The 25,302-nt window shown below is 68.3% G+C and carries 21 protein-coding genes; 7 read left to right on the top strand and 14 right to left on the bottom strand.

What is annotated here, in order from left to right; translation table 11 throughout:
- Positions 1-17: 17 nt before the first annotated feature.
- The 4 genes from IPI67_11240 to IPI67_11255 form a co-directional block, all read right to left on the bottom strand.
- A complete protein-coding gene (locus IPI67_11240; protein MBK7580769.1) occupies positions 18-3,170 on the bottom strand; it encodes a VWA domain-containing protein in 3,153 nt (1,050 codons plus the stop codon).
- Between the two features lie 179 nt (positions 3,171-3,349).
- Entirely contained in the window at positions 3,350-3,547 is a 198-nt protein-coding gene (locus IPI67_11245; protein MBK7580770.1) for a hypothetical protein, read from the bottom strand.
- 137 nt (positions 3,548-3,684) lie between these two features.
- A complete protein-coding gene (locus IPI67_11250; GenBank protein ID MBK7580771.1) occupies positions 3,685-4,944 on the bottom strand; it encodes an aldo/keto reductase in 1,260 nt (419 codons plus the stop codon).
- Positions 4,945-5,022: 78 nt separating this feature from the next.
- Complete coding sequence (locus IPI67_11255; GenBank protein MBK7580772.1) at positions 5,023-5,838, bottom strand: hypothetical protein; 816 nt, start codon at positions 5,836-5,838, stop codon at positions 5,023-5,025.
- Between the two features lie 197 nt (positions 5,839-6,035).
- Here IPI67_11255 and IPI67_11260 point away from each other — a divergent pair, with 197 nt between their 5' ends.
- Together IPI67_11260 and IPI67_11265 are read left to right on the top strand one after the other, a co-directional pair.
- Positions 6,036-6,449: a hypothetical protein gene (locus IPI67_11260; protein MBK7580773.1), complete on the top strand. Its 414-nt coding sequence runs from the start codon at positions 6,036-6,038 to the stop codon at positions 6,447-6,449.
- Between the two features lie 44 nt (positions 6,450-6,493).
- Entirely contained in the window at positions 6,494-7,144 is a 651-nt protein-coding gene (locus IPI67_11265) for a DNA-3-methyladenine glycosylase I (GenBank protein ID MBK7580774.1), read from the top strand.
- 276 nt (positions 7,145-7,420) lie between these two features.
- Here the strand turns inward: IPI67_11265 and IPI67_11270 are convergent, their stop codons facing one another.
- Positions 7,421-7,954 carry a Uma2 family endonuclease gene (locus IPI67_11270; GenBank protein ID MBK7580775.1) on the bottom strand — a complete coding sequence of 178 codons (534 nt, stop codon included), beginning with the start codon at positions 7,952-7,954 and terminating at the stop codon, positions 7,421-7,423.
- A gap of 360 nt (positions 7,955-8,314) precedes the next feature.
- Here IPI67_11270 and IPI67_11275 point away from each other — a divergent pair, with 360 nt between their 5' ends.
- The 3 genes from IPI67_11275 to IPI67_11285 all read left to right on the top strand — a co-directional run bounded on the left by IPI67_11275 (position 8,315) and on the right by IPI67_11285 (position 10,844).
- Positions 8,315-8,479: a hypothetical protein gene (locus IPI67_11275; protein ID MBK7580776.1), complete on the top strand. Its 165-nt coding sequence runs from the start codon at positions 8,315-8,317 to the stop codon at positions 8,477-8,479.
- A 121-nt stretch (positions 8,480-8,600) separates the two neighbouring features.
- Positions 8,601-9,791, top strand: a complete 1,191-nt coding sequence (locus IPI67_11280) for a hypothetical protein (protein ID MBK7580777.1) — start codon at positions 8,601-8,603, stop codon at positions 9,789-9,791.
- Positions 9,792-10,001: 210 nt separating this feature from the next.
- On the top strand, positions 10,002-10,844 hold the full coding sequence (locus IPI67_11285; protein ID MBK7580778.1) for a hypothetical protein: 843 nt from the start codon (positions 10,002-10,004) through the stop codon (positions 10,842-10,844).
- A gap of 159 nt (positions 10,845-11,003) precedes the next feature.
- Here the strand turns inward: IPI67_11285 and IPI67_11290 are convergent, their stop codons facing one another.
- The 3 genes from IPI67_11290 to IPI67_11300 all read right to left on the bottom strand — a co-directional run bounded on the left by IPI67_11290 (position 11,004) and on the right by IPI67_11300 (position 13,453).
- Positions 11,004-11,432, bottom strand: coding sequence for a type II toxin-antitoxin system VapC family toxin (locus IPI67_11290; protein ID MBK7580779.1), 429 nt, complete (start codon positions 11,430-11,432; stop codon positions 11,004-11,006).
- On the bottom strand, positions 11,419-11,607 hold the full coding sequence (locus tag IPI67_11295; GenBank protein ID MBK7580780.1) for a type II toxin-antitoxin system prevent-host-death family antitoxin: 189 nt from the start codon (positions 11,605-11,607) through the stop codon (positions 11,419-11,421). Before IPI67_11295 ends, IPI67_11290 begins: the two co-directional genes overlap by 14 nt.
- A gap of 661 nt (positions 11,608-12,268) precedes the next feature.
- Positions 12,269-13,453 carry an acyl-CoA dehydrogenase family protein gene (locus IPI67_11300; protein ID MBK7580781.1) on the bottom strand — a complete coding sequence of 395 codons (1,185 nt, stop codon included), beginning with the start codon at positions 13,451-13,453 and terminating at the stop codon, positions 12,269-12,271.
- Between the two features lie 116 nt (positions 13,454-13,569).
- Between IPI67_11300 and IPI67_11305 the strand changes: the two genes are divergently transcribed.
- On the top strand, positions 13,570-15,207 hold the full coding sequence (locus tag IPI67_11305; protein MBK7580782.1) for a L,D-transpeptidase: 1,638 nt from the start codon (positions 13,570-13,572) through the stop codon (positions 15,205-15,207).
- A gap of 54 nt (positions 15,208-15,261) precedes the next feature.
- Here the strand turns inward: IPI67_11305 and IPI67_11310 are convergent, their stop codons facing one another.
- The gene (locus IPI67_11310) at positions 15,262-16,995 is read right to left on the bottom strand and encodes a cation:proton antiporter (protein ID MBK7580783.1); all 1,734 of its coding nucleotides are present in this window, start codon (positions 16,993-16,995) and stop codon (positions 15,262-15,264) included.
- Positions 16,996-17,614: 619 nt separating this feature from the next.
- Between IPI67_11310 and IPI67_11315 the strand changes: the two genes are divergently transcribed.
- Positions 17,615-18,388, top strand: coding sequence for a hypothetical protein (locus tag IPI67_11315; GenBank protein MBK7580784.1), 774 nt, complete (start codon positions 17,615-17,617; stop codon positions 18,386-18,388).
- A gap of 82 nt (positions 18,389-18,470) precedes the next feature.
- Here IPI67_11315 and IPI67_11320 read toward each other — a convergent pair whose 3' ends face one another.
- From IPI67_11320 to IPI67_11340, 5 genes are all read right to left on the bottom strand, one after another.
- Entirely contained in the window at positions 18,471-20,963 is a 2,493-nt protein-coding gene (locus IPI67_11320) for a hypothetical protein (GenBank protein MBK7580785.1), read from the bottom strand.
- Between the two features lie 70 nt (positions 20,964-21,033).
- The gene (locus IPI67_11325; GenBank protein ID MBK7580786.1) at positions 21,034-23,130 is read right to left on the bottom strand and encodes an SUMF1/EgtB/PvdO family nonheme iron enzyme; all 2,097 of its coding nucleotides are present in this window, start codon (positions 23,128-23,130) and stop codon (positions 21,034-21,036) included.
- Positions 23,131-23,943, bottom strand: coding sequence for a putative DNA-binding domain-containing protein (locus tag IPI67_11330; protein ID MBK7580787.1), 813 nt, complete (start codon positions 23,941-23,943; stop codon positions 23,131-23,133).
- Positions 23,927-24,793 (bottom strand): DUF692 domain-containing protein, encoded by an 867-nt coding sequence (locus tag IPI67_11335; GenBank protein ID MBK7580788.1) that lies wholly within the window; start codon positions 24,791-24,793, stop codon positions 23,927-23,929. The genes IPI67_11330 and IPI67_11335 overlap by 17 nt, the downstream gene beginning before the upstream one ends.
- 20 nt (positions 24,794-24,813) lie before the next feature.
- Positions 24,814-25,179, bottom strand: a complete 366-nt coding sequence (locus IPI67_11340) for a hypothetical protein (protein ID MBK7580789.1) — start codon at positions 25,177-25,179, stop codon at positions 24,814-24,816.
- Positions 25,180-25,302 lie beyond the last annotated feature (123 nt).

Raw genomic sequence — 25,302 nt, forward strand, 5'->3', positions numbered from 1 at the left:
CTGCGCTCCTTGCCCGCTCAATGACACGGGTTGTAGCTGTCACCGCCGCACAGAGTCGGTGCGCTCGCGCTGTCGGGATTGACCGTGTTGTAGGTGCCGGAGGCGGCGTCGTAGATGCCGTACAGGGCGCCGGCCGCACCGGGCAGCGCGCTGCCGATGCCGTCGTTGATGGCGCCGCACGCCATGTCGGCGCCGGGGTTGCTGAGGCCACCAGGGGTTGCGCCATAACCGATGACCAGGGTCGCCATGGTGACGTACTTGACCTCCCACTGCGCGAGAGCGACCCAGCCGCCCACCGACACGCCGAAGAAGTTCCCGAGCAGGCTCGCCATCTGCAGCATGTTGTTCAGCTGATCGAAGTCGTTGCAGATGTCCTCGGCGCCGCCTCCGGTTCCATTCGGCAGCATGCCGATCACGGTGCCGGTCCCCTTGTGGATGACCCAGAACGGCCCGGGTTTGACCGGCGCGAGCAACGAGTGCTCGTTGTTGAACTCCGGTCCCAACGCCCCCCACAGGAGTTGTTCTTGGGAGGTCAACCCAGGCTGCCCGTCGACCGCACCCGGGGCGAACAGCCCAAGGGTCTTGCCCTGAAGCGCTTCGTACGTGCTGGGGCCGGCGAGCAGGCCGGCTTCCATGATCGCCAGGCCGGCGGTGGTCTTCAGCGTCTTCTCCCAGGCGGCCCGCGGGTCATCCGCGGCCGTGGCCCAGCGCGAGAGCGGGAACAGATCCAGCTGGCGGGAGACCAGCCCTTGCTCCGAGAATTTCTGGATCATCGCCGCGATGCGCGGTCCGGTCTCGAACGTGAGCGACTGGGTAGACCAGGCGTCCACCAGCGGCGGCTGCGCGAGCGGCAGCTTGCCGGGGCCCATGCTGAAGCCCTGCCCGAGGGCTGCAAGCAGCTTTGCTTCGTCCTTGCTCTCGGCCGCCTCGAAGATCGGCCGAATCGAGAGCTTCTCGCCAATCCAGTCGTCCAGCACCACCGAGGCTGAAGGCGCGGCGCCTTCGACCTGGATCGAGACTCGGCCGAACAGCGCCGAGCGCACGTCGTCCAGCATGGCCTCGGTGATCTCGGGGAACGCAGTGCTGAAGCCGAGCCCGAAGCCGGCCAGGGTGGCGGTGTGCTCGCGGCCGGGCACCCCGATGGTGAGGTAGAGGCCCGAGAGCGCCTGGGCGACGACCGGTGTCGCCGGGACGTCGTAGCTATCCGCCCCGGTCTTTTGGTTGAGCTTCACCGTCACGTTGCGCGTGGTCGCGGTGCCGGCGGGTGCCCGGTACGAGAGCACGTAGTCCTCCACGGCCCGCGCGTCGATCTCGGCCAGCGCTGCCGCCGTCGCCTGCGAGAGTTGCGTGGCCGGGACGCTCTTGCCCCCGGACAGCTTGGAGATCTCGTCGAGCGTTGTTTGTTTGATCGTGCCGACTCCGATCGACAGTACCGGGACGCCCGCGGCCAGGGCCTGGGCGCACTTGGGTTCTTTCGTGTCGGATTCATCGCCGTCGGTGACCAGGACGATCACCGTCGGCTTCTGCTGTTCGACCTCGTAGAGCGCCTCCCAGATCTCGGAACCAGCGCTCGCGGTCGCGAGCCCCTGCACCTGGGCCTCGGCCTGCGTGAGGTTCGTCGCCCAGGTCGTCGAGATGAAGCTCGCACCGAAGTTGACGTACGCCGCACGGAACTGCGCTTGGGGATACTTCGCGTAGAGCGGCTGCACGATTTGCTTGCCCAGATCCGCCGCGCCCGTCCCCAGGAACGCGGGTGGAAGGCTGCTCGACGTGTCGTAGAGAAGGATCACCTTCGGCGGCGGCGCTTCATTCCGCATCAGGCTGAAGCTCACGGGCTGGTCGTCTTCGCGCACGTCGAACGCCGACGCGCCCAGCCGGGGCACGTTCTTGCCGCCGGCGTCCAGGGCGCTCACCGTCACGCCGATGCGCCGGTAGGCGTTGCCGTTGGCGCGGATCTTCACGCTCGAAACCTTGGCGAGAGCCGCGGGATCGGTCTCGGTCTTCCCGACCGGCTCGCCGTCCACCGTGAGCCCACCAGTGGCCGTTTGCTCATAAACGCTCCCGCCGAGCGAGAGCATGTTTCCCACGTGAGCCAGCTTCTCTTTCTCGTCGTTGGTCAGGTCGGGTCCGACGACGTTGAGCACGGGTACGACGGTCTCGATGTCGGTGACGCGCATGTGAGCCAGCGTCTCCGTGGAAGCTGGCGGCGGGAACGCCAGCTGGATGCGCCGGCCGACCACGTCCGAGGCGTCGTAGCTGCCTTCCACCAGCGTGAAGCGCTTGTAGGGCGCGTCGGAGCGCGCGGCTTCGAGCACGATGTGGATCTTCTGTGGCGGATCCGCCGCGCCTGTCGCGGTCGGCGTGTCGACGGTGAACGACTCGCCGAGCTTGGCAGCGGGTGCGAGGGGATTGGCATAGGTCCAGGCGCCACCCACCTTGACGCGCACCAGCGGGATCGGCGGCAGCGTGAAATCGAACGGACTCGTCAGGTCCTGGGGCAGGGCCGCGAGAAGCTGGCTGAACAGCCCGCTGGTCTGAGCGCCGTCCTTGTCGATTGTCGTGTACTGCCGGAGCGACGAGTGCCCGAGGGCAGCGGCCCACTCCGTGGCTTCCGTGGCACTGATCGGCGGTGCGTGCGGCAGTGAGATGGAGCGGAGCAACATCTTGTGCCCGTCGAGTTTCGTGGCATCGGCCTTGCCCTGGACGACTTCGGCCTCGAGCCCGGCCTTCTTGTAGAGCGCCACCAGGAGCTCGGCCTTCTCCCGGGGTGTCCCGGCGCCACCGCGCAGCGTGCCTTTGACCCCCCAGCGAGTCAGTGAATCTGCGGCATCGAAGCTGTCGACTCGAGGCGGGTAGGTGGCGATCTTGTCGCGCACGAACTCGAAGATCTTTGCCGGGTCCTTCGTCGCGACGACCGCGTCGGCTTGAGCGGGCAGATGATCCGGGCTCTTGCGCAGCGCCGCTTGGATGCGCTGCCAGGCCGTCCACATGTCCAGGCCGCCGCTGCCGCCGCTGCCGGCGCTACCGCCGCCGCCGTCGGCTCCCGCGCCGCCGCCCGTCCCCGCGCTGGCCTTGCCGCCGTCGTCGTCTGAGCTGCACCCCGAGCAACCCGAGGTCAGCGCGAGCGCGCCCAGAGCCAGAGCCATTCCCAACTTGAGCTGTGCGCGCATGTGTACCCTTCTCAGCCCAGGTCACCCCGACGTTGGGCGAGCGCACCGTAGCGCATCTGCCTGCCGGGCGCCGGCTTCATCCCGCCGCTTCGAACCGAGTCGAATTGATCGCGCTGGGCAGTCTTGGCCACGAGATTGGTCTTCGCCAGGCACACGGGGTCGTCCGCAGACGACCGCTTTCATGAGAGCAGGCGAATGCCGTAGGGAACGCACGCGATTGTCAAGAGGACCGACGCGGTCAAGTTGACGATCTCGACGCCATCAGGCGTCCCGATCAGGAGTACACCGATCAAGAACGGAATGCTCTGCCAGCGCGGCATGAGCTTGGTCTTGATCAGGGCGGCGGCCTGCATGCCGAACCCGACGGGCAACAGCACGATCGCTCATCGGCCGCGCCGCGGCGCGAAAGCCGAGACCGCCGTGGGGTTTGAGCCTCGATGGCATGGTGCTGCATCCGGCCCAAGCCTCCCGGTGAGCGCGGCCTCCTGCCTTCGAGGCCCAGCCGGGGCCGCGCTCATCCAAGGCGTCGATGAGCGTCGCGCACGCCGCCCGCGGCGTCCACGCCGTAGGGACACGCTGCGCTGCACGCGTTGCACGAGGTGCACTGCTCCGACCAGCGCGCTCTGTCCGGCAATTCGGCATAGTGCTTCCGCGCGCGCTCGGGCCAGCCATATTCGCGCTCGTACATCGCGAACTGGAGCACGTGCGGGATCGCCACTTCGCTGGGACACGCCGACGTGCAGTGCTCGCCACACCCGCGGCAGTACTCGGGCGACAACGCTCTGGCGTAGCCGTCGAGCAGCTCGCGGTCGGCGCTGCCGAGCGGATCCTGCACCGCGCCCACGGCCTGGTCCTGCGCGCTCGGATCGGTGCCGAGCTTCGAGTGCACCACCGACGCCACCTCCGGGTGATCGAGCACCCAGCGCAGGTTCGCCTGGTAGATGGAGAACTTGCTCTTCTCGTAGGCCCCCGGGATGCGTCCGCCTCCGGGCTGCGACTTCATCACCACGACGCCGATGTCCTTCTCCTTGGCACGGCTGAGGAGCGCGGGAATGCCGGCGCTCTCGTGGTCGAGCACGTTCATCTTCACGAGCAGCATGTCGAAGGCGCCCTTGTCGATGGCGTGCCGCAAGATCTTGCTGCGCTCGCCGTTGTGACTGGTGGCGCCAAAGAAGCGCACCTTGCCCGCCTTCTTCGCCTCTTCCATGGCGAGATAGAGCTCGGGGTTGTCCAGACGGTTGTAGCCGGTGTCGGGGATCTTGTGCCCGCCGCCGAGCCAGTGAAGCTGCATGATGTCGACGTAGTCCACCCCCAGTCGGCCCAAGCTCTTGTCGAGCGACGCGAGGATCTCGCCCTTCCTGGCGTCCACGCCTGCGTCCCACTTGGTGGCGATGATCAGCTTGTCGCGCAGGCCGGCGCTCGACTTGAGGGCGCGCCGGATGACCTTCTCGCTGTCGCCGTAGCAGACGGAGGTGTCGATGAAATTCATGCCCACGTCGACGGCGCGCACGATCGGTTCGGGTCCCGACAGCCCGCCCGCGCCGATCCCGACTACGCTGACCTGCAGGTTGGTCCGCCCAAGTCTGCGCCGCGCAACGACGGCCGCGCCGGGCTCGAGGTGCGGGGGGCGTTCATCGACGATCGGCACGCCTGCGATCGGTCGCCGGCGGTAGGCGTACACGCCACCGCCGACGACCAGCGCACCGGCGCCGCCCCCCGCGAGCGCCAGCTTCAGGAATCGTCGCCGTCCGACGGGCTTCGGGGTGTCGCTCATGCCGCTCAGCTTAGTGCACCCCGGGGACAGCGGTAGCGTGGCGCCGCGACCGCAGAAATCGCCGGGCGGTGATCGCAATCACGGATCGAGATTGCCCAGCCCCTGCTCGGCTGCGGCGCGGTCTTCGAACCAACGCAGCTCCCAGCAGACTCCCGCCTTGGATTTCTCCGTGCCGCCATTCCTCACCACGCCGTCGTCGTTGCCGTCGAGATTCATGGCTTGGTTGAGCTGTGGCTCCCAGAAGCCGATGCTGCCGTCGTCGCGGTGGTAGTCCGTGACCGCGTGGCCTTGAATGTGTCCCTTCGAGTCTCTCACGTAGTCTCCGCACCACGTCACCGGCCCGAGGCGGCGGAACTTCCGGTACAAGATGGCGGTGAAGGTCGCGTGAAAACCCTTGGCCTGCATCGCCTCCTCCAGCTGGCTCGCAAAGTCGTCGCAGTCCTGCACGTTGTCTTTGAACGGCTTCAGGTGGATGCCAGTGCGGCCGGCGGTGTCCCGCCAGCCAGTTGGTGGGCCAGACCCTACCGGCACGCTGGCCACGGAGCTCACGGAGGTGAGCAGGTTGAAGCCGTCGGGGACCGACCCACCGAGCGATCGGCAGGTCGCCGCGGAGACCGACCGGACGTAGCTCGTGGCGTCCATCGGATCGCCCAAAATGCAGTCGAACGGCGCATCGAGGACGGCGCCGCTCGCGCCGCTGGAACCGCTCGCGCCGCCGGAGCCGCTCGCGCCGCCGGAGCCGCTCGCGCCGCCGGAGCCGCCTCCAGAACTAGCGGTGCCACCGCTGGCCCCGGAGCCTGGGCTGGCTCCCGAGCCCGAACTGCTCGCCGTCCCGGACGAGCCGCCGCCAGAGCTGAGCTCGAGCGTGCGCGTTTCGTTGTCGGGGTCATCCACTTCGGCAGCACAGCCTACGGAGACGCAGAACGCTCCCAGCAGGATCCAAGAGGGACGGGACGAGGGGTGTAAGGGATTGGTCATGCCCACTGCATCAGCAGGAAGCGTGCCGCCGGGCGCGCTGCGTCGCGCGAGATCGGTGGAGAGCGCCGCCGAACCTGAGCGTGCCGTGCCGCGCGCTGGGGTATGCTCCCGAGATGCGACTTCGAACCACGGTGCTGTTCCTGGCCGTGGGCCTCGCGCTCCCGACGGCTTGCAAGAAGGACAAGGGCGGCTGTGCCGACGGGCCGAACTTCGCGAAGCTCGCGTTGCCGGCCACACTCCACATCTACCGGAGCGGCAGCTATCTCGGTGCGATCACGGTTCCGGCCGTCGGCGCTCCGACATTCGCGGCAGCCGCAGGCGCCCCGGAAGACCGCTTGAAGGCATTCCACGAGGACTTCGATCCGCTCGTCAGCTCGGACAAGGTATCGGTGAAGTACGAGACCGCGAGCGGCGACACACACTACATGTGCGGCGCGACGGTCAACAAGGGCACACCCGAGTACGCCGACGCGCTCCGCGCTCACTTCTTCGGGAAGTACTACGAGGTCCAGGACCGCGCGCCCTGAGAGCGGAGATGCCTTGGCTCGCTGGATCGGGTAGTCAATCGGCCATGGTCAGCGAGATCGTCCGCGGGTCCGATGGGGTCGCCCGGTGTTGGTGGGCATCGAGCACCGAGTCGTACGCTCGGTACCACGACGCGGAGTGGGGCCGGCCCACGCGAGACGATCGGTGGATCTTCGAGAAGCTGTGCCTCGAGGGGTTTCAGTCCGGGCTCAGCTGGCTCACCATCCTCAACAAGCGAGACAACTTTCGCGCGGCGTTCGCGGATTTCGAGGTCGACAGCGTGGCCCGGTTCAATGCGCGGAGCGTCGACAAGCTGCTCGGGGACGCCGGGATCGTTCGGCACCGGGGGAAGATCGAGTCCGCGATCAACAACGCCAAGCGAGCTCGAGAGCTGCGGGACGAGTTCGGCTCCCTCGCCGCGTTCGTTTGGCAGTTCGAGCCTCGGCCGGAGTCGCGCCCCAGGAGCTTGAACCGCGCCGCCCTGATGAAGCTGAGCACGACCGCGGAGTCCATCGCGTTGAGCAAGGAACTGAAACGTCGCGGGTGGAGCTTCGTGGGCCCCACGACGGTCTATGCGTTCATGCAGGCGGCTGGGCTCGTCAATGATCACATGCAGGGCTGCGCGGCGCGGCAACGCTGCGCTTCGGCGCGCACGAAGTTCAAGCTGCCGCTGCCGAAGCGGTCGCGGAGAACCTGACGCAGGGATTGGGCTTCGGCCAGGGTCCACCTGGCGAACGTGCCTGGCCAGGCGGATAATCCATCGGACAATCTCGTCTGATTCTCGTGTGGTTCGCCGGAGCCACTCATCGCGCCGGGCACTCGTCGTTGAGGTGGCTACTTCGCACATCCGCGGTGTCCGCGCGGTTCGTCGCGATTACGCAGCCGCGCAACTGATCGAGCGCCAGCTCACGGTGCCGCCCGACGGCCTGCTGCTGCGGCTCGATAAAGTTGAACTATCGACAGGCGGGACGCTTCAGCGCGATAGCTCGTCGAGATCGATCCGCAGTCCCCTCGGCAGGTCCAGCATGCCGCTCGTTCTTTCCTCGGACGTCCAGGCGCCCTCGGGTGTGCGCCGGTAGAGTTCCGCCCGGACGCCCTCTTGATGCACGATCACGTACGCTTCGAGCGACGCCAGCCGCTGGTAGGCATCGAGCTTGGTAGTGCGGTCGTGAGCTTGCGTGCTCGGGCTCAGCACTTCGAATACGACCGTCGGATTGGTGACGGCACCGGGCTTGCCCGCGGCTTCGACGGGTGCGCCACAAACGATGGTGAGATCCGGCAGGAAGGCGCGGTCGAGCTCAGTGACATACACGACTAGCCCAGCCGCGTATGCGGAGCACTCGCCGCGAACGGAAAGCTGGCCCGCAAGGCGCGCGCAGAGCTGCGCATGGCGCGGCGTTGTTGCGCCCATCGCGTAGGCGACTCCCTCCGCCCACTCGTGGGGCCAGTCGAGCGCCAAAAACTCGTCCCAGCTGATCGCCGGCAGGTTCAGAGCTGCGCTTGCCATGCCTGTGACCAGGCTAGCACGCCCGGGCGCCAGTTCCCCGGCTCTTGCCCTCCCGGCGGAGCCGGTGGTACGAGCGGAGCTGGCGGTACGGGCAGCGGATGGGAATGCAACGACCTCGGCAATGAGTGCATCTGCATCGAGACGTCCACCCCGGGCGTCACTCCATGCACGGTGTCGCACCCCTGCTGCTACACTCTCATCTACGGCGGCGTTTTGAATTGTATTTGCAGCGACAGCACCGGCTCGAGCTGCACCGATGAAATTTCGCTCGGATCTCACGCACAAGGTCGAGAAGGCACTGAGACCCGCGGCTCGAGCGAGGCTCCGCACGCTCAACTCGGCAATCCACCGGCCCTCGTCGTGCCCAAGCCGCCCGTGGATGCGTCCACCCACAAGCCACCTCCGGCTCGCGGCGATCAGCTCGAGCTGCTCGGCGAGAAGGACGATGCGCCGGTCGGGCGGAGGCGGTGGGCGTGGTTGCTCGCGCATGTCCCCCGTCGGCTCACGATCGGTCACATCTATTGAGCCCGCTCCTCCGCGTCCGACGAAAGCGCGTCCGCGAGCAGCGTTACGATGTTGACCCTAGCCAACCGTTCGGCGCAGCATTCGGGCGCCCGAGAGCAAGGGGCAGGACGGGGAGACGAGTATGCTGAAGAACCTTCTCGACGTAGTGCGAGCCGGCGCGACGGGTGGTCCTCGGAGCCTCCCGGCTCCGATCGCGGCTCAGACGGCCTCGGCCCCGGCCGACGTCCGCGATCTGGTCGACGTCATCGGCACCCGCGATGTCCGGGTCTCGCTCGGCTGGCGATCGATCGAGACACGATACCTGGGCAGCCTGGCGGACACCTGGCAGCAGGTCGCCGACGACACGGGCGAGAGCGACCCGCGCCAGGGCGACCTCGCGAGCGGCGTGCAGATTGGGGCGAGCGCCGGCGGCGAGGTCTACTTCGGCTTGTGCTGGGGGAGCGGCTCGGTGGAGGTCGCTGAGATCGACACCGAGGACGGGCTCATCAAGTGGTTCGCTACCGTGGCTGCGTTCCTCCAGTACCTGCGGGACGCCGAGACCAAGCGCGGCCAGGCGGCGCCCGAGGCGCTCGCGGCGATGTTCCCGGCCGCCTCCGCGGCGGCCGCGCCCCCGGCTCCTCCCGCGGGGGTCGAGGTCTACGCCGGCATCCCCCCGGGTCACCCGTTCGCGCAGGCGCAGGCGCACTTCAAGCAGGAGCAGAACGTCATCGAGGTGGGCCCGACCCCGAGCGGTCGCACGGTCCTCGTGCGTCGCTTCGCCGCGGGCAACCCCTTCACGCCGGCCGCGCTCGTGGTGCGCGAGGCTGACGGAACGATCCGAGCGCTCCCGTGGACCGACACCAACGACATCTACGGGCTCTGCCTCGTCCCCGGGCAGGAGCGCGTGCTCGTGTGCTCCGGGGCGCCGGGTCCGCTCCTCGACGTCGATCTCGACACCGGCGCGCAGACGACGCGGCTCCCGAACGTGCGCTGGTCTTGCGGCTTCGTCGACGACGATCACTTCGTGGTCCACGAGGACAGCGAAGCGCGCGCCTACGCCTACGCCGGCGGGGCGAGCCCCGTCGCTTCGGCGGCCGTCGAGGGGATGAACCTCTTCGTCGGCCACGGCCGGGTCTTCACCCTGCCCCCGGGTCCCACCGGGCTCTTGCAGATCCATCGCTTCGACGGCGGGGCGCTGGTGGACGAGCTCCGCTCGCCGATGGAGCCGCGCGTGTTCTTCCTCTCGGCCACGGCGGTCCACGACGGCCGTCGCCTGCTCTGCAGCGTGGACTGGCAGGGCAAGGCGACCTGGTTCGACGTCGGCGCCGCCTGAGTCAGGGGCTCGTCGCGGGAGCGCCGCCTTCAACCACGAAGAGATCGGCCCCATCGCGATCCCGAGCGGGCTTCCTTCGCGCCCGCAGCGGCAGCATGGGCGCTCTGCAAATCGTCATCGGGGCGGTCCATAGGCGAGACCCCACGCGGGGACAACGGAGGTCGAGGCGTTCTCGCCGGACGGTTGACGGTGGACTGCGCAGTGGGGACGATGGCCCCGAGGAACGGCTTGGACTTCGGGCGGCTCGTCGCGGCGGTCGGGTTGGCGGCACTTCCGCTGGCCATCACCGTCTACTGCGGCTCGCGCCGCAGGGCGGAGCTCTCGAAAGCATTCGATCGATTCGCGCGGCGGCTCACGGACAAAGGGCTCACGCTCGAGCGCGCTCAGCGTGACAACTGGCACTTCACCGGCTCTTGGCTCGGATATCCGGTGAGTGCCGCCATCGTGAAGCGCAAGATCACGTCCGACTATCACACCTGCTCGGAAGTGGGCCTCGCTGCGCCCAGCGCGCTCGGGCGGGCCGTCGTCTACTCGCTCCGATTCGATCTGCCGCGGCGCATCCAGGACGAGCTGGCAGAGCTCCCCGGCGTGCGCGTCGACGCCGAGCTCACGAAACACTACCGAACCCACGCGGCACCGGGCGTCGATCTCGCGGCGCGCCTGGGCCCGGACCTGCGACGCGCGCTGCTCGGCTTCGAGAACCTCGTGTCCCTGGACACCGACGGTGATCTTGTCACGGTCGCGCTGGACGGCATCGAGTGTCGTCCAGAGCACATCGAGGCCGCGCTCGACCTCACGGCTGCGTTCATCGAGCCCCGCCCGGTCAGTGCGCCAGCTCGAGGCCGAGCCCGCATCAGCTGGTGGGGGATCGGCGCCGCGTCCGTCTTCGTGGCGTTCTGGCCGGCGTTGCTGCTGTCGCGGCTGCCGCAGGTGACGCACCACCTGCCTGATTCCGATCCCTGGCTGCAATTTTTCGCAATCTTCGACCCGCTGCACCTGGTGCTCATCACGGGCGTCGCGGTCGCCGCCCGGCTTGGGCGACGTGCCGACTAACGAGCTCGTCACGCACTGCGCTCATCCGCTCGGCTGTGGTCTGCCGTGATGTTCGAGACCGAGTGGAAGAAGGTGCCGTGAGGGCTCGGCGCTGTCTTCGTACCGCACGACCTGGTTGCTCGGCCTGTGGCCGCGGACATCCCACGCTCGTCGACCAGGTCAACTCGGCTCGACGGCCCGCACACCCTTCATCTCGTCGGCGTAGTCCAGGATGGCGGCATCCCGGGTGACGAGGGTCGCGTCCAGGCGCCGGGCCGTGGCGACGATCAATCGATCAGCGGGGTCGCCGTGCTGCCACGCAGGAAGCTCCACTGCATCGACCGCCACTTCCGGTTCGAGCGGCGCCACGGCAGTTTGGGTCGCCGCCAATGCTCCGACGAGCCAGCCGAGCAGCGGGCCTGAAACTCTGAGCTTTCCGGCGCGAGCGAGCATCGCGATTTCCCATGGCGTGATCGCGGCGACGTAAAGGACGCCGGCCTCCCCCGCGCGCTCCAACTTGCGCATGATGCGGCGCGCGACCCGCCCGCGCCCGACCGCAACGTCGAGCCAGACGTGGGTGTCGAGGACGATCGCCTCAACGGTCGGCATTCCAGACCACTCCGGTCGAGAACAGCTCCTCGTCGGGCGCGAGATGGAGGATCGACTCCCGCGCGGCACCGAAGATCGGTCGTGGGTTTCGCGCTCGCGCTGGCACGAGTCGAACCAAGACCTTGCCACGCTTGGTGACCTCCAGTGGCTCCCCGGTCTCGGCCACCCGATCCATCAGGCTGAGGCAGGTCGCTTTGAACCTCGCCGCTGCGATCTTCTTCACGTGACCACTATGATGTGGTCATCTTGAAACGTCAAGCGAGCCGTCCTCACTTTCGGGGCCGTTGCGGACCGCCGTCGAGCTCGCGGAACTCGAGGTTTCGGTGCATGGCGACCTCCTGTCCCGGCAGCGCGTCCGGGCTTTGCCCGACCACGGCGCAGGGGGCGTGACAGGCGCGCACCCGCACGGCGCCTGGAGAGCGCGGCGCTCCAGTCCACGCGCTTCACACATGACAGCACCGCACCTGGCGCGACCCGTGCGCCACCAGGGCGGAGCCCGGACGCGCTGCCGGGCAGCACCACCCGCGCATCGAAACACCCCCGCCATCAGCCCCGCCCCGTGCGCCGACGCACTCTCGCGCTGTCACACGTCGCGCTGACGTTCGCAGTCTTGCCCGCCCCGCCCACCATTCAGATTGCCACCACGTCCCGAACTCGGAACCACCCGCCCCCTCCATCTGCGCGCAGCGCCGGCTCCGATTGCGCTCGGCTCTCGCACTTGCTCCAGCGCAAGTCGCGCCTTCCGCGTCGCGCCGCCGGCGCGAGCACAGATCAGGAGGGGGCAGGCCGGCGCGCAGCGGCGCTCTGGCGCCGCGAGCACCGCCCCGGGGGAGGCATCAAAACGCGTTGATCCCCGTGAACGCCTTCCCCAACACCAACGTGTGCACCTCGTGCGTGCCTTCGTAGGTGTAGACGCTCTCGAGGTTCAGCATGTGGCGGATGGCGGGGTACTCGAGCAGGATGCCGTTGCCGCCGAGGATGCTGCGGCAGGTGCGGGCGGTCTCGAGGGCCACGCGCACGTTGTTGCGCTTGCACAGGGAGACCTGCTCGGGGCGGAGCTTCTTCTTCTTCTCTTTGATGCGCCCGAAGTGCAGCGCCAGGATGTCACCCTTGACAATTTCACTGCCCATCTCGGCGAACTGCTGCTGGATCAGCTGCTTCGACGCGATCGGCACGCCGAACTGGATGCGCGTGCGGGCGTAGTCCACCGTCGACTCGAAACACGCCTTGGCCGCGCCGAGTGCGCCCCACGCGATGCCGAAGCGCGCCTGCGTCAGGCAGCCGAGCGGCGCCTTCAGGCCCATGCCGTTCGGCAGCATGTTCTCGGCCGGCACGCGGCACTCGTCCAGCACGATCTCGCCGGTCACGCTGGCGCGCAGGCTCATCTTGCCGTGGATCTTCGGGGTCTCGAAGCCTTTGGTGCCGCGCTCCACGATGAACCCTCGGATCGACTCGGCGCCGCCGTCGTCGACCTTCGCCCACACCACAGCGAGCTGCGCGATGGGGGAGTTCGTGATCCACATCTTCGTGCCGCTGATGACCCACTCGTTGCCGTCCTTGCGGGCGCGCGTGGTCATCGAGCCGGGATCGGAGCCGCTGTCGGGCTCCGTCAGGCCAAAGCAGCCGATGATCTCGGCCTTGGCCATCTTCGGTAAGTACTTCGTTTTCTGCTCCTCGCTGCCGTAGGCCCAGATCGCGTACATCGCGAGGGAGCCTTGCACGCTGACGAAGCTCCGGAGGCCGCCGTCACCGTACTCGAGCTCTTGCAGGATGAGCCCGTACTGGACGGCGCTCATGCCGGCGCAGCCGTAGCCCTCGAGCCCCGCGCCGAGCAGGCCGAGCTCGGCGATTTCCGGGATGAGCTCCATCGGGAACTCTTCATTTTCGAACAGCTCGCCGGCTCGGGGCAGGAAGCGCTCGCGGACGAAGCGCCGCACCGCGTTGCGCACCAAGATTTCGTCCTCGGTCAGGTGGTCGTCGAGGGCGGACAGGACATCGAGCGACATGGGTTCGCTTGCCATGCGCGGCGGTCTATCACGGCCCCGCCGGGACGTGCCCAGGGCCGGCGGCCGCCCGGGAAATCCGGCCGGAAACTGGGCCAAATGCGCCGCCGGACGCTAGCCCCTCGGGGAGCCTCATGGCCCACGCCTCCCGCAGCGTCACTTTCGCGCTCGCCCTCGCCGGGCTGTCCTTCGCGAGCTGTCTCGTGGACGGTCGCTTCGCGGTCGGGCACGAGCTCGCGCGGCAGCTGCCCCGCGCACAGCGCTTCGTGAAGCTGGCGATCGCGCGCATCCCGGAGCGTGCCGCGCCGGAGCCAGCGCCCGCGCCGGAGGACGATACGAGAGCGATCGCGGCGGGGGACACACGGCCTGCGAGCTTCAAGACCGGTGACGTGCTCTCCGGGGCAGAGTCCGAAGGCGATGGCGCCGATGGCATGGCGATGAATCCGAGCGCCGCGCCGGACGCGGGTCAGCTCGGCGCCACGTCCAAAGAGACCTTCGTCTACGCATCACCGAGTTGGCGCGCCAAGAAGATCGGTTACCTGCGAGGCGGCGCGATCGTGAAGCGCTCGCCGGAGCCCGTCTCGACTGCCGGCTGCAAGGACGGCTGGTATCGCATCGCGCCGCTCGGCTTCGTCTGTGTCGGCAAACACGCCACGCTGGATCTCAGCCACCCGCTGGTGACGGCGACGGCGCGGCGTCCCGATCGCCACGCGCCCATGCCCTACGCCTACGGCATGTCGGCCTTTCCGACGCCCCCGCTCTACACCAAGGTCCCGAGCGCCGGCGAGCAGCGCAAGGTCGAGCAAGATCTCGTTCACCACGCGCGGCAGAAGCCCGACACACTGTGGGATGACGTGCCCTTCGAGCCCGTGCCCGAGATGATCGACGGCGGCCGGCAGGTGATGGCGTGGAACGGCGTGCGCCACTCGCCGGGCAGCCTGTACACCGGGCGCGCGGTGCCCAAGAGCGGCTTTGCGTTCCTGGATTTCTTTCAGGTCGAAGGCCGGAGCTTCGGGCTCAGCGTGGATCTGGACGTGATCCCCCTCGACCGCATGCGCCGCGTCGAGCCGAGCACCTTTCACGGCCTCGCGCTCGACGAAAAAGTCACCTTGCCGGTGGTGTTCGTGATGTCGAAGAATGCCAAGCTCTACTCCGGCGACCCGCGGAAGGGGCCGCTGGTCGGGGACCGCGCGCTGGGTTTCCGAGAGGCGGTGCCGGTCACGGCGCTCCGGGTGCAACGGGGGGGCGCTCGGTATTCCGAGACGACGGACGGACTGTGGCTGAAGGAGGAGGCCATCGTGCGCGTCGAGCCGATGCGGAATCGTCCCGGCTGGGCCACCGACGGTCGCACCTGGGTCGACGTCTCGATCCTCAAGCAATCCCTGGTGGCGTACTCGGGCGACAAGCCCGTGTACGTGACGCTGGTCTCGACCGGCGCCGACGGACTCGGCGATCCGAAGGACACACACTCGACCGTTCGCGGGCAGTTCCTGATCCACACCAAACACGTGACCGCCACCATGAGCGGGGACGAGCTCGGCGACGAGTTCGATCTGCGCGACGTGCCGTACGTGCAGTATTTCCAGGAAGGCTACGCGTTCCACGCCGCGTATTGGCATGACTCGTTCGGTCGACCGAAGAGCCACGGCTGCGTGAATCTCTCACCGCTGGACGCCCGCTGGTTGTTTCACTGGTCGGACCCGCCGGTGCCACAAGGGTGGCACGGTGCCATGAGCCTGCGCGAAGGCTCGCTGGTCCACATCCACCCCTGAACGCACCGTCGCCCGGAGTCGGGAGCCGCCCGCTCACCCTGGCAATGCGCTCCGTTACGCTCCGTCTTTGGCGGCGGCTTGCGGGTCAGTCCCGTCCCCGAGCTCTGCCCGCGCTCGGTCGCGCTCGCGGTCGAGCTGGTCGGCGCTGGCTCCCAGCGCGCCAAGTAGGTGCGTGGCCATCGCCAACGCCACCTCACCCTCCGCAGATACCACGGTATCAGCGCCCGCGCGGCGCAGCGACGCGACCTCACCGACATACGTGGTGCGGGCCAAGATGGTGATTTCGGCGTTGAGGTCCCGGGCCTGCCGGATCACGGAGCCCGGCGAACCGGAGGCGGCAAACACCAGGCTGCCCGCGGTGCGAACCCCAGCTTCCTCCAGCACGGCAGCCTGGGTCGCGTCGCCGAAGATCGCGCGGATGCCTTGCTTGTTCAGTCGGTTCACCGTCTCGTGGTTCAGCTCCACCACGGTCGGCTCGATCTGATTTGCGATCAGGAGCTTCGACAGGGTACGACCGACCGGGCCGTAGCCGATGACGATGGTGCGGTGTGAGCGGTCCAGCAGCGAAGTCGGCTCGTTCGCGCGCTCGAGCGGACGGCGCATGCGTGCGTCGATCCACCGCGAAATAGGCGGCACCAGCCGGTAGAGCAGCGGGTTCAGCGTGATGCAGATCATGGACACCGCCACCAGAGCCTGCGTCGCGCGCTCGGGCAAGAGGCCGAGCTGCCGCCCGAGCGCTGCCACGATGAAAGAGAACTCACCGATCTGTGCCATGCCGAGCGCGACGGACACTGCGTTCTTCGCGGACTGCCCTCGGGCGAGCATCATGCCGAAGGTCACGAGCGGCGTGCCGAGCAGCACCAGCCCGAGCGTGGCCGCGGTGAGCCCGAGGTTGGGCACCACGGCGGCCGGGTCGAACAGCATTCCCATCGACACGAAGAAGAGCACCGCGAAGGCGTCGCGCATCGGCAACGCCTCGGACGCCGCGCGAGTGGCGAACTCGGACTGGCCAACGACCATCCCGGCCAGAAAGGCACCCAAGGCCATGGACGCGCCGAACAACTTGGCGGAGCCCACGGCGATGCCTAGGGCCAGCACCAGCACCGTGAGGGTGAACAGCTCTCGGGAGCGGGTCTTGGCGACGTAGCCGAGCAACGCGGGGATGACGCGCTTGCCCACGATCAGCGTGAAGGCGACCAGGAACACGATCTTCACCACCGCGAGCCCCGCGGACACGAGCAGTCCGTGGGTTCCACCGCCCGGGGCTTGGCCCGCGACGATGGGCAACATCACCAACGCCAGGACCATCACCAGGTCCTGCACGATCAGCCAGCCCACGGCGATGTGGCCCGCGGCCATGTGCAGCACGTCGGCATCCGAGAGCACACGCAGGAGCACGACGGTGCTCGCGATGGAGATACTGAGACCGAACACCACGGCCGCCCCCGACCCCCAGCCGAAGGCTCGCGTCACGAAATACCCACCGGCGGTCGCCAGACCGATCTGCACCAGCGCGCCGGGGAGCACCACACGGCGCACCGCGAGCAGCTCGTTCAAGTGAAAGTGCAGCCCTACGCCGAACAGCAACAAGATCACGCCGAGCTCGGCGAACTGCTCACTGATCCCGCCGTGTGCGACGAACCCCGGAGTGAACGGACCGACGGCCACCCCCGCCAGCAGGTACCCCACGATGGGCGAGAGCTTCAGCCTCTGGGTGACGAAGCCCAGAAGCAGCGCTGCTGCGAGGCCGCCAGCGAGGGTCAGGATCAGATCGAAATCGTGAGGCATGGGCGGCGGAGCAAACCTGAGTCCAGAGACAGGATTCGGACGAGCGGACCGCCCAGTGGGGAAGCCGCCGGAGAGCCGCTGCAATGCACCGTTCGAAGACGGCGTCAGAGCGACGAGGCAGAGACGACTAAAGCACAGTTTCGAAATCGCGGCGATTGAGCGGGACGCTCCCCGATGTGCTTCGAGCTCGAGACGACAGCGCGCGCTGTGGCGTCGCGCGGCCAAAGACGGCTGGCGCGGTCGAGCCGCCCTTCCGTTATCGTCGCTCGGCCAGCCGAAGAACATCCAGTGTGGTCCTGCGCTGGTGCAGATGGATCGACTGATTGCCCACACCAAGAGCGCTGACGAGCTGGCACGACTGAAGGAAATTCGCGCTCAGTTCACCGACGTCTGCAGGTAGCGCCGCCCGTGGCCGCAGCGGGGCGTGTCCCGCGCACGAGTGAGGTCGGGCTCCAGCTGCCGCGGCGCCTGGGCCGCACACTCTCGCCCCGGGCACTCCCGCGTCCGTATCGGCCCGAGAGCACGCCGCTCTACCAGACAGCGGCGGAGCGCTGAGCGCGCGTTGCTTGCGGCGCGACCTGCGATTGCGTTACCTTCGTCAGCTGGAGGCTCGGGGCACATGCGAAAGACTCTTGCGCTCGTCAGTTTGTTGCTCGGTTGTTGTTACGTCGTGGTGGCCTGTGGCTCGGACTCCGATAGCGGGCTGAGCGGCACCGGCGGCAAAGACGGGGGCGCGGGCACCGGCGGTTTGGGGGCCACCGGCGGCAGCGGAAACACCGGCGGCAGCGGAAACACCGGCGGCGGGACGGCGGGTGCGGGCGGCGGGACGGCGGGTGCGGGCGGCGGCACGGCGGGAGCCGGAGGCGGGACGGCGGGTGCGGGCGGCTCGGGCACCGGAGGAGCGAACACCGGAGGAGCGAACACCGGCGGCGCGAATACCGGCGGCGCGAACACCGGCGGCGCGAACACCGGCGGCGCGAGCACCGGCGGCACGGGCGGCGGGAATACCGGCGGCACCGGCGGCGGCGGCAACGCCTGCGGAACGCAGACGTGCGGCTCGAACCAGACGTGCTGCCCCGGTCTCAACTTCTGCTACCCATCGGCGTGCCTCGCCTGTTGCCCGAACCTCGGGGACGGCGGTGTGGCGACGGACGGCGGCAAGGCCTGTGGAAATCAGGCGTGCGGGTCGAACCAGGCTTGCTGTGAGACCGGCGTCGTCAAGTATTGCTACAACACGACCTGCACCCAGTGCTGCCAGAAACCGAGCGACGGCGGCGTCAGTCTGGACGGCGGCGCGGCCGCGTGCGGTAACACGAAATGCGGCAATGGGCAGTCGTGCTGCAAGAACCAGTACTGCTACCCGTCGGCCTGCCTGGCCTGCTGTCAGCCCTGACGGCTCGCGAATCTGTCACTCCCGGCGCGTAGTGAACGCGCGCCGGGCTGCCGGGAAGTTCACCAGCGCGTGGCTCGCGGGCTCAGCGCCCGAGAGCGTCGAGGGCGTAGGTGTGGAGCGAGGGCGCGTTGGCGGTAACCCGCAAAAAGACGTGTTGCACCGGCTGGAGATTGGGTGCGCCCCGTCGGAGCAAGCGGTAACTCTCGGGGCCGAGCTCGGTGCCGTCTCGGCGCGACCAGTCCGCCGCCAGCTCTCGGCGCAAGACCTCTCCCAGATACGCACCGCCGAGCACCGTCACGCGTCGCGCCCAGCGGGTGTCGGAATGAGGCGCCTCGCCCCGAGGAGCAATGCGGTCGATGTGGTCGTCGAGCGCGAGGAGGCTGGCCAGCGAGCCGTCCAGGATTTCTCCGTTTCGCTCCCGGCACAGCGCAGAAATGATCGAGCGCTCGACGGCGAGCGCGTAGTGCGGCAGGCGCGATGGAGCGGGCCACTCCGCGGGATCCCAGGGACAGATCGGCGTGACCGCCGGCAAGTGCAGCACGCGTCCGGTGGCCTCGGACTCGAGCTCGGAGACCACCGATGCGGCGGCGAAGCGGTGCTCTCCCGCGAGCTCCTCGGCGACCATCTCGAAGGGGCGGTACGCGCCCTTCTCTCCGAACACCTCGGCGTTCTGCGGCTCAGCCGGATTTCCGCGCCAGCGGGCTCCGAGACTCTGGCGCAGCGTCTCGCCGACGTAGGCGCCGACCAGGACCGCGAGCGGATGACCGACCTCGATCAGGGGCGCGCCAGGCGCGAGCAGCGACAACAGATCCGCGATGCAGATGAGGCTGCGCGGGGTCTGGTCGTAGGGCGCAAGATCCCGTGAGATTGGTGCGACGGTCAGGAAGCTCGCGGCCACGGCGGCGAGGGCCGGCGGTTCACGCCGCGTGGTATCGGAGACCTGACTCAAGGTGTCCGTGGCCAGCTGGGCGAACGTGTTCCAGGCGTCGGCAACACGACCTTCGATGACCGCGTGTTCGAGCGGTCCCCACAGGCTCGACGCCTCCAGCTCTGCATCGCCTGCGGGTGCGGCGATCGAGGCGGCGTGCGCGCGCAGCGAGAACAACCCGTCACCGTGGGCCTCGAGGCTCTCGGTGAGCGCGGCGGCCTCTTTTGGACTCTTGTCTCGGAGCCTCGCGCTCGCACGCCTGGCGTCTTCGGTCCGACCCAGACGTGCCGCTGCCATGGCCAGCGCCGCATACCCGTCGGCGCTGGGTTCGAGCTCGATGGAACGTTCCGCCAGTCGCAGCGCACGCACGGCGTCCCCGGCGTGCGCCTCGACACAGGCGCGGAGTCCGAGCAGAAGTCCTTCGTGGGGTCCGCCGTCTCCGACCAGCTCGCGCAGGGCAAGCGACGCAGACGAGACCAACTCGGGATCGGCGGTGCGACGGGCTCGGCGTAGCGCGGCCCAGGCAAACGTCAGGCGAATGGTGGGCTGAAGTGGATCTTCTTCGTGGGCGCGCTCGGCCTGTTCGAGCGCGAGATCGATGTCGTCCAGCTCCAGCGCGAGACGGGCGACCCCCGCACGCACGGTCGGGTCGAGCAGCGGCGCCCCAGCCAGGCGTCTGGCGACCGCGAGCGCCTCGGCACGTTGCCCGCCCCGAGACAGCACGCGCCCTTTCAGCAGTGCATGGTCCGGCTCGTCCGGATCACCGCGACTGGCCAGGGCCGCGAGGGCCTCGTCGAGTCGGCCCGAGTCGAGCATCGCAGCGACGTCGAACAAACTCGCCGCGCGACCCTCCGACGCCGGAATGTCACTCGTGACGATGCCCTCGGTGCGACCGCGACCCACGGGGGGGCGACGTTGGCGCTCGGCCGGGCTCGCGGGCTGAGGACGCTCTCGGCGCGATAGCGCGATGCGCTCCGTGGCTTCCGGGACCGAAGAGTACCGAGCGCCGGCGTTCATTTCCGGAATGCGGGAGGGAGAGCGCTCCGTCAGCTCGATGGTCTGCTCGGGTTCTCTCGGTTGTTCCCGCGCTTCAGCTCCGCGGCTCGGAAACCCTGGCGGGGGCGCCGAGCGGCCGGAGATCTCCAGATCTGGGATCGAGCCCGAGCGATCGGGGCGTGAGCTCGAGGCGAGGTCGGGCACCCGCGCCGGTTTGGGAAACTCCGGGTGGCGCAGGGCGCTGCTGGTCGGGCTCTGTGGTTCCAATCCTTCTGCGCGCGCACCGCGACCGAACGCCAGCTCGATCTCGGCGTTGGGCGGTCGGCTTCCCACTCCAACGGGTGGCGGGCGTGAGCTCCGCGCCGCGCCGGGCCGCTGTAGCGTGCCGGCCTTGGCCGAGAGCAGCAGGGCCTCCGCTTCCGGAAACTCTTGAGACTCGTCGAGCAAGCGGCCAAGTCGCTCGGTGAGGCCTTCTTGATCCAGGGTCCCACGCAGGTACAGCAGGCGTGACGCGAGGTAGGTGGTCGCGTGGCGGAAGAAATAGTTGTCACCCAGCTGCGCCAAGAGGTGCTGCGCCTCGTCGAGCTCTTCGGCATCGAGCTTCTTGTCGATGATCGCGAGCCGAGGATGATCCAGCGGGCTTCTCCCCATCAGCCCCAGCTTAGACTTGGTTCAGGCAGATTGTTCGGACGAAAAATTTTCCCAGCCCGGGAGGGCTTGGTCACGGGCTCTTGGCGCAGCGAAAGCCAATGCCCGGATGGCGGCGATCTGGCTCCGCTGCGAAGCGAAAGCTCGGGTGCAGCCACTCTTCCCGCGCACCGTTCCAGGCGCCGCCGCGGATGATCTTCTTCTCGCCGCTGGCGCTGCCGGTGGGGTTCTTCTGCTCCTCCGCGGTGTAGGGCGCCTCCCAATCCGAGACCCACTCCCAGACGTTTCCGACCACGTCTTTCGGGCCAAAGCGCGAGTCCCCCTTGGGAAACTTGCCGACCGGCGCGGTCGCGGCAAAACCGTCGCTGTCCTTTTCGAACAACACCAAGACACCCACGCCAGCCGCCTTGGACCACTTCTGACAGTCGAGATCGCAGGCGTTCAGATGCGCCACCGTCGGTTTGTCGTCGCCCCAGGGGTAAATGCGCCCATCGGGGCCACGCGTCGCGAACTCCCACTCGGCCTCGGTGGGCAGGCGTTTGTCGTTCTTGCGGCAGAACGTGTCGGCGTCGCGCCACGAAATGCAGTTCATCGGGTGCATCTTGCGGTCGTCCGCGTCGACGTTGCAGAGCGGCAGGAACGCCTTCTCTTCGGCGCGCGCCATGCCCGAGTACATGACCTCCGGCTTGAGCCGGCGGCAGCCCCCCGTGCTGCTGCAACCGAGGTAGGCCTCGACCGTGACCTCGGTTGCGTCCATGCAGAACGCGTCGAGCGACACGTTGTGCGCGGGCTTCTGGTTGTCGCCCGCGGCCTTGTCGTCCGAGCCCATGTAGAACTGACCGGCGGGGATCTTGAACATGGCGTCGGGGCAGGCGTTGACTTTGGGTTCGCGCAATGCGCTGGCCGAGGGTGCTGGCGAGGGCATCCCCGACGCGGTGGGGCCGCCGGCGCCAGGGTCTTCGCTCTTTTTTCCCATGGCTCGCATCCCGAAAAACGCTCCGCCACCGAGCACCAGCACACCAATGACCGCACCCACGATGAGCCCCGCGCTCGACTTCTTCGCCGGCTGGAGGCTGGCTGGGGTCACCGTCGCAGGGTCCATGGTGATGGCATCCCCGGGCCGGCTCAGCGCCGGCTGGGTGCGCGCCGGCTGGATCGGCGTGATGGCAGCGCGCAGGGACTCGGGCATCGCCATCGTCGCGGACATGGCCTCGGCGCCCGTCACGCGAGTGCTGCCTGCTGCCGCTGCCTCGAGCGCGCCCCAGAACTCCGATGCCCGGGCGAAGCGCGCCGTGGGTTGCACCGCGAGCGCCTTTTCGAGCACGGCTTCGACGCCGTCGCTGACGTCACAGCCCAGGCGGCGCGGGGTGGGGCGGTTGTCCGGGTGCCCGGCAGAAAACGCCAGCTGGACCAGATCCCCGCCGTCCAGCGCGGGCTTGCCGATCAGCATCTCGACCACGACCAGCGCCAGCGCGAACACGTCCGTCCAGGGACCGGTTGCGCCGTAGCTGCGGCTGAACTGCTCCGGCGCGCCGTACTGCGGAGTGAACGACGTGATGTTGGTGCCGGTCTTGGCGAGCGCGGCCTTCATCTGGGTGTTGTCGGTGATCATCTTGGCGACGCCAAAGTCCAAGATCTTGACCGTCACTGCGCCGTTGCGCGGGTCGTCACCCAGCACGAAGATGTTCGGCGGTTTCACGTCGCGGTGAGCAATGCCGTGGGCATGCGCGACGTCGAGTGCAGCAGCAACCGGACCCAGGAGGCGCAGGACCTCCTGCATCGTGAAGCGCGCGCGCCCCTGCTTCGTCTCCGACACGATCAGGTCCTCGAGCGGTCGGCCTTCGAGCCACTCGAGCACCATGTACGGCATCCAGCGCCCCTCGGGCGTGGTGTAAAATCCGACGTCGCGGGCTTGAACGATGGCCGCGGTCTGCGTCGACAGCTGATTCAACATCGAGCCTTCGTCGATGAAGGACTGCTGCATCTCCTCCCGCTGATCGACCGGCACGCTCGACAGCTCACTGAAGAACTTGATGGCGACGGGTTTCTTCCAGATGTTGTGCTGCGCTCGGTAGACGACCGCGAACCCGCCCTCGCCCACGGCGTGCTCCACCATGTATTTGTCAGCGATGAGCTCGCCGGAAATTCCCAACGGGTCGCGTGCCGCCATCTACTCTTCCTCCATCTGTCGCGAGCCGAGCAGCGCGCCGCGCTCGGCCAAGTCTGCCAGAAGTGTCGCCGTTCCCTCGACTACCTTCTGATCGAGCTCGATTGTTCGTGTCTCGCAGGCCGTTTGAAGGGCATTGCCGAGAGGCTGGCCGGCGAGCAGGCGCTCGAGGATGTCGGCGGCAAGCGGGCTCTGTTCGAGGTAGCGCACCTCGTGCTCGGGACTCCGATAGACCAACAGCGCGGTCGGCTCGTGAGCCGGCGGCGTGCGGTCGTCCAGGTCGTCGTTCAGGCGATGGACCGCGTACTCGTAGCGCATGAGCCTCACGGCTTCGATGAAGCGCAAGGGCAACTCGAGAGACAGCTCACCCGGCTCGTGCGCGAGCGGACGCGCGAGCTCCGACGCAACGTCGATCTGAACCGACTCGTGGCGCGCTAGATCCATGCTCCAGGCCGGTACGCGCGGATCCGCGGGCCACAGCGGTTGGCAGAAGGCGAGCAGCTCCGGGGTCACATCTCGCAGGTAGTGTGAGCGTGGGGCAACCTCCGCCAGGTAGCGGTCGAAGTACTCGTCGAACACCGCTCCCAGACGCGCCATCGTCCGAGGGATGGCGCACTCGAGCGCTTCGCGCAGGGTGCCGCGGACGAGCGTTCGGTAGACGAGCAAGCGCTCCAGCCCCTGCTCCTTGATCGCGCGGGCGTCGTCCTCGCCGACTCCGTTCGTCCGGAGCCAGTTGCCGATCGCCGCCTCGTCGTCCGGCGCGAACCCTGGGCCGAACACCAGATCGGCCATGGCGAGCTCAAGCGCTTCGGGCAACGGGGGCCTCCTTTGCGCGAGTTGCCCGGGCGTAGACCTCGGCCAAACGCTCGACCTCGGCCAGGAGCTCCGACAGCTCGGGCACGTGGTTGTCGCGTTCGAGCAGCACGGGCACCGGGCCGGTGCGCTCGAGGGTCCATTCGAGCAGCTCGATCACGGGATCGATGACGGGCGCGCCGTGGGTGTCGAGGATCAAGCCGGACGTTGTACGAGTGTGACCGGCGATGTGGATCTCTCGTACCCGCTCGAGGGGCAGGGAAGTGATGAAGACCCGCGGATCGAAGCCGTGATTTTGGGCGTTCACCCAGACGTTGTTCACGTCGAGCAACAGCCCCGCATCGGCCCGCTCCAGCACCTCCGAGATGAAGTCGGCCTCGGCAACTTGCCGGTGTCCGGGGTGGGCGTACCAGCTGATGTTCTCCACCAGCATGGGGATGCCCAGATGATCTCGAGTCCGCTGCACGCGTTCGGCCGCGCGCACCGCGTTCGCCCGGGTCTGCGCGAGTGGCACCAGCTCGTGCAGGATGCGGGACCCGACGCTGGCCAGGCACAGATGATCGCTGTGCCAGGGGGTTCCGATGGACTCGGTCTCGGCGCGAAGCTCCGTCAGATATTCCGCGGCCGGCGCCTCGCTCGCGCCCAGCGAGAGCGTCAACCCGTGCGTCACCACCGGGTAACGCTCCGCGATGCGTCGGAGCGCCGCCGGGTAATAACCCCCGCGGCGCATGTAGTTCTCCGGGCTGACCTCGAAGAACGCGACGTTCAGGGGCGGACCGTCGAGGACCTCTTCGAGGAACTCCCAGCGCAAGCCGAGGCCAACGCCGAGCGGCTTGCGCCCTCTGTTCGGCATCTCACGCCCCTCTCGGTCGGTCAGCCGCAGGTTCCGGCGCCGCAGCCCGCTTTGGCGCCCGCCGCCTTCTTTTTTGCGGTCGGCTTCTTCTTCGGCTTGGTGGCGGGAGCGGCAGCGGGCGCGGCTACTGCAGTTGCACCCGGTGCGGCCGCGGCGGTGCCCTCTCCAGCCTTGTCGGTGTTGGCGCCCTCGGCTGCCGGCTCCTCCGCTGCAGGGTCGGTGCTCTTTTCCTCGCTGGCTGCGCCTTCCGGCGCGGACTCCGTCGCGGCCGGTACTTCCTTCGACTCGACCGGGGATTCGGCCGGAGGGGTCGAGCCGCCGCAGGCGACGGCGCCGAGCGCAGCGAGGGTGGCGGCGATGTGGGTGAGCGAGAGCTTTCGAGACATTTCCTGTTTTCTCCTTCAGCGCGGCAAAAGATAGCGGCTTTTTCCGGGCGGCGCCGGTTTTGTCCGCTCGAGCGGCTGGATTTGCTTACGCCGGCCCGGGCCGATCGGTTTCGTACTGGCCAA

The sequence above is a fragment of the Myxococcales bacterium genome, assembly GCA_016706225.1.
Lineage (GTDB): Bacteria > Myxococcota_A > Polyangia > Polyangiales > Polyangiaceae > JADJKB01.

Bases quoted from the DNA above. Each gene is read 5' to 3' on its own strand.
- IPI67_11240 (MBK7580769.1), bottom strand. From the start codon at position 3,170: ATGCGCGCACAGCTCAAGTTGGGAATGGCTCTGGCTCTGGGCGCGCTC.
- IPI67_11250 (MBK7580771.1), bottom strand. From the start codon at position 4,944: ATGAGCGACACCCCGAAGCCCGTCGGACGGCGACGATTCCTGAAGCTG.
- IPI67_11260 (MBK7580773.1), top strand. From the start codon at position 6,036: ATGCGACTTCGAACCACGGTGCTGTTCCTGGCCGTGGGCCTCGCGCTC.
- IPI67_11265 (MBK7580774.1), top strand. From the start codon at position 6,494: ATGGTCAGCGAGATCGTCCGCGGGTCCGATGGGGTCGCCCGGTGTTGG.
- IPI67_11270 (MBK7580775.1), bottom strand. From the start codon at position 7,954: ATGGCAAGCGCAGCTCTGAACCTGCCGGCGATCAGCTGGGACGAGTTT.
- IPI67_11280 (MBK7580777.1), top strand. From the start codon at position 8,601: ATGCTGAAGAACCTTCTCGACGTAGTGCGAGCCGGCGCGACGGGTGGT.
- IPI67_11285 (MBK7580778.1), top strand. From the start codon at position 10,002: ATGGCCCCGAGGAACGGCTTGGACTTCGGGCGGCTCGTCGCGGCGGTC.
- IPI67_11290 (MBK7580779.1), bottom strand. From the start codon at position 11,432: ATGCCGACCGTTGAGGCGATCGTCCTCGACACCCACGTCTGGCTCGAC.
- IPI67_11295 (MBK7580780.1), bottom strand. From the start codon at position 11,607: ATGGATCGGGTGGCCGAGACCGGGGAGCCACTGGAGGTCACCAAGCGT.
- IPI67_11300 (MBK7580781.1), bottom strand. From the start codon at position 13,453: ATGGCAAGCGAACCCATGTCGCTCGATGTCCTGTCCGCCCTCGACGAC.
- IPI67_11305 (MBK7580782.1), top strand. From the start codon at position 13,570: ATGGCCCACGCCTCCCGCAGCGTCACTTTCGCGCTCGCCCTCGCCGGG.
- IPI67_11310 (MBK7580783.1), bottom strand. From the start codon at position 16,995: ATGCCTCACGATTTCGATCTGATCCTGACCCTCGCTGGCGGCCTCGCA.
- IPI67_11315 (MBK7580784.1), top strand. From the start codon at position 17,615: ATGCGAAAGACTCTTGCGCTCGTCAGTTTGTTGCTCGGTTGTTGTTAC.
- IPI67_11320 (MBK7580785.1), bottom strand. From the start codon at position 20,963: ATGGGGAGAAGCCCGCTGGATCATCCTCGGCTCGCGATCATCGACAAG.
- IPI67_11325 (MBK7580786.1), bottom strand. From the start codon at position 23,130: ATGGCGGCACGCGACCCGTTGGGAATTTCCGGCGAGCTCATCGCTGAC.
- IPI67_11335 (MBK7580788.1), bottom strand. From the start codon at position 24,793: ATGCCGAACAGAGGGCGCAAGCCGCTCGGCGTTGGCCTCGGCTTGCGC.
- IPI67_11340 (MBK7580789.1), bottom strand. From the start codon at position 25,179: ATGTCTCGAAAGCTCTCGCTCACCCACATCGCCGCCACCCTCGCTGCG.